The organism is Aeromonas sp. sif0611 (assembly GCF_019218845.1).
GTDB classification, from domain to species: Bacteria; Pseudomonadota; Gammaproteobacteria; order Enterobacterales; family Aeromonadaceae; genus Aeromonas; species Aeromonas media.
On sequence record NZ_JAHUWU010000060.1, the window covers coordinates 1 to 255 of the forward strand.

The 255-nt window shown below is 49.4% G+C and carries 1 rRNA gene; it reads left to right on the forward strand.

What is annotated here, in order from left to right:
- Positions 1 to 255: ribosomal RNA gene (locus tag KW824_RS20765) — 23S ribosomal RNA — on the forward strand; the annotation flags it as partial.

A 255-nucleotide genomic window follows, 5' to 3' on the forward strand; every position in this document is an offset into this window, starting at 1 on the left:
GATGCCTTGGCAGTCAGAGGCGATGAAGGACGTACTAACCTGCGATAAGCTGTGAGAAGTCGGTAAGAGACGCTATTACTCACAGATTTCCGAATGGGGAAACCCACTTAGCATAAGCTAGGTATCGCTGCATGAATACATAGTGCAGCGAGGCGAACCGGGAGAACTGAAACATCTAAGTACCCCGAGGAAAAGAAATCAACCGAGATTCCCTCAGTAGCGGCGAGCGAACGGGGATTAGCCCTTAAGTTTCTT